The following is a 3010-nucleotide window of genomic DNA, read 5'->3' on the forward strand; positions in this document are numbered from 1 at the left end:
GAGAACCTCGTCGGCTACGCCAAGACCGACCTGGTGATCGCCTCGTGCGACGACTGGACGTCGCTGACCCAGGCCAACATCAGCGCGCGCGAGTGGTGCGTGGAGATCAACGGCAAGACGCATTCTGAGATCAGCGCGGTGCCCGCTGACCGGCTCGCTGAGGAGGTCAAGGTGCTGCGCCCGTTGCCGAGCCCGCGCGCGGCGATCCGCCGCGGGGAGTCCCGCAAGGTCGACCGGCTCGCCACGGTCCGGTTCGGCTCGGCCCGCTACTCGGTGCCCACCCGGCTGGTCGGCGCGCAGGTGGGGGTGTCGGTCGCCGCCGATCAGGTCCTGATCGACCACGACGAACGGCGCGTCGCCGAGCACCCGCTGATCGCCCCCGGTGAGGTCAGCATCATCGATGAGCACTACGGCGGTGCCCGCGGGACACCCCGGCGGGCGGTGCGGCCGCGCACAGCGACCGAGAAGGCGTTCCTCGCGCTGGGGCCGGTCGCGGAGGCGTTTCTGCGCGCCGCGGCGGCGGCCGGCCAGTCACGGCTGCCTGCCCACCTCGCCGAGATCGCCGCGCTCGAGACCGCCCACGGCCGCGACGTCCTCGTTGCCGCGCTCGAGCGGGCGTTGACGTTCCGCCGGTTCGCCGCCGAAGACGTCCGGTCGGTCCTCGCCGCCGGCCCCGACGCCCCGACCACCGCAGCGGCCGGCGCACCGTTAGACGCCGATCTGCCGACGGTGACCGGCCGCAGCCTGGACGCCTACGCCCTCGACCGGCTCGGCGCCGGGCAGGTGACCAAGTGACCGCCGCACCCGCCGCGCTGTCCACCGACCTCGAAGCTGGCCTCAAGCGGCTCAAGCTCGCCACGGTGCGCCGCATCGCGCCGGACATCCTGCAGACCGCCAAGACCCAACGCTGGAAACCCGAAGAGGTCCTGCGCACTCTCGTCGAAGCCGAGATCGCCGCCCGCGACGAGGCCAACCGGCGCGGCCGCCACCGCCAGGCCGGCTTCCCCGTCGTCAAGACCTTCGACGGCTTCGACGTCGCCGCGTCCTCGGTGCCCCAGGCCACCGTGGACTACCTCGCGGGACTCGAGTGGGTCCGCGCGCCAGAGAACCTGTGCCTGGTCGGCCCCGCCGGCACCGGCAAAACCCACCTGCTGCTGGCCGCCGGGCATGCCGCGGTCGAGGCCGGCCACCGCGTGCGCTACCTGTCAGCCGCCGAGCTGGTCGAGACGCTGTACCGCGGGCTGGCCGACAACAGCGTCGGCCGCAGCATCGACACGCTACTGCGCAACGACGTGATCCTGGTCGACGAGGTCGGCTTCGCCCCGCTGGACGCCACCGGCACCCAACTGCTGTTCCGCTCGTCGCCGCCGCCTACGAACGCCGCGCCCTGGGCGTAGCGTCACACTGGGCGTTCAACGACTGGGGCCGGTTCCTACCCGAGCACACCACCGCCACCTCACTACTCGACCGACTGCTGCACCACGCCGTCGTGATCGTCACTGACGGCGACTCCTACCGGATGCGCACCCGAGGAGGTGGCCCCACAGCCTGAACCCACCCCGCCCGCTGGGGAATTTCACCTGGCCACCAGTGGGGAACTTCACTTGGCCATTGATGCCATGTAGGGACGGGACCTCCGCTCCCCGTGAGCCGCCGGGTTGGCGACACTCGGTGGTGTTCACCAGCCATCGATGTGAGGAGGGAGATCCCGATGGCTTCAGAGTATGTCTCGATTGATCTGCACCGGCGACGGTCGGTGATTGTCCGTCAGACCCCGGATGGGGAGGTGGTCGACACCGTCCGGATCGACAACGACCCGGTCGCGCTGGCGCACGAGGTCGCCAAGGCTGGCGATGACCCCGAGGTCGTGTTGGAAGCGACGTATGGGTGGTACTGGGCGGTCGACGTGCTCGAAGCGTGCGGCGCGAGCGTGCATCTCGCGCACCCACTGGGCGTGAAGGCGTTCGCGTACCGGCGCGTGAAGAACGATGTGCGTGACGCGACCGATTTGGCGGATCTGCTGCGCATGGGTCGACTGCCCGAGGCGTGGATCGCGCCGCCGTATCTGCGGCAGCTGCGCGAGCTCGTCAGATATCGCGCGAAGCTGGTCGCTCTCCGCTCCGGGCTGAAGGCCCAGGTCCACGCGGTGCTGGCCAAGAAAGGCGTCGCGGTGCCCATGTCGGATCTGTTCGGCACGCAGGGGATGGCGCTGTTGCGCGAGGCCCGGTTGGGCACGTGTTATCGCATGCGCGTGGACTCGCTGCTGGAGCTGATCGACGCGTTCGACGGCGAGGTCACCTGGCTTGACCAGCGCGATCGCCGCGCGGCTGCGCCACCATCCCGGGTACACCGCGATCCAACAGATCCCGGCGTCGGCGCGACGTTCGCGGCGCTGTTCGTCGTCGAGATCGGCGACGTCGCCCGCTTCGCGCGTCCCGCCCAGTTGTGCTCGTGGGCGGGGCTCACGCCCAAGCATCACGAATCCGACACCACCGTCGTGCGCGGGCACGTCCCCAAGCAGGGGTCGCGGCTGGTGCGCTGGGCCGCCGTGGAGGCCGTCCACAAGCTGCCGTACGACCGCAAGCTGCGCGCCGACCGTGACCGCATCGCCGCCCGCCGCGGTCGGGCGGTCGGCAAGGTCGCCGCGGCCCGCAAGCTGCTCACGCTGGTGTTGTACGGGTTGCGCGATGGCCACGTCCCGCTGCCTGCAGCAGCCTGCGGCATGACCGTTGGCTCGGTCAGTGACCGCGGACGCGCGCTCGTGGTTTGTCATGACCCCCGACGTCGGTCGGCGCGGTCGTCCGCTTGATTGAGCCCGCCCGCGGTTGCGTTGCGCATCAGCTCCATGCCACCCGGCACCGGCGTGGCGAAGGGATGACTGGCACCCGAGCCCGGGACCGCCCTGCATCTACTGGCGCATCACCAGCTTGGAGCTGAACCTCCCCCGATCCCCCGCAAGGAGACCCCCACCGGCTTCGTCGTCGACAACATCATCGCGCCGTCCACGACC

Annotated in this window: 3 protein-coding genes; all 3 read left to right on the top strand. The window is 70.7% G+C overall.

Annotation, left to right across the window (positions count from 1 at the left end):
• On the top strand, positions 1-795 hold a 795-nt coding region (locus VK923_06240; GenBank protein ID HSJ44263.1), incomplete at its 5' end, for an IS21 family transposase.
• Entirely contained in the window at positions 792-1397 is a 606-nt protein-coding gene (locus VK923_06245) for an ATP-binding protein (GenBank protein ID HSJ44264.1), read from the top strand. The genes VK923_06240 and VK923_06245, both read left to right, overlap by 4 nt.
• Positions 1398-1711: 314 nt before the next feature.
• Positions 1712-2809 carry an IS110 family transposase gene (locus VK923_06250; protein HSJ44265.1) on the top strand — a complete coding sequence of 366 codons (1098 nt, stop codon included), beginning with the start codon at positions 1712-1714 and terminating at the stop codon, positions 2807-2809.
• Positions 2810-3010: the final 201 nt, after the last annotated feature.

Source organism: Euzebyales bacterium (assembly GCA_035461305.1).
Lineage (GTDB): Bacteria > Actinomycetota > Nitriliruptoria > Euzebyales > JAHELV01 > JAHELV01.

What these genes read in the sequence shown, in the direction of transcription:
- VK923_06250 (HSJ44265.1), top strand. Translation starts at nt 1,712, where the DNA reads ATGGCTTCAGAGTATGTCTCGATTGATCTGCACCGGCGACGGTCGGTG.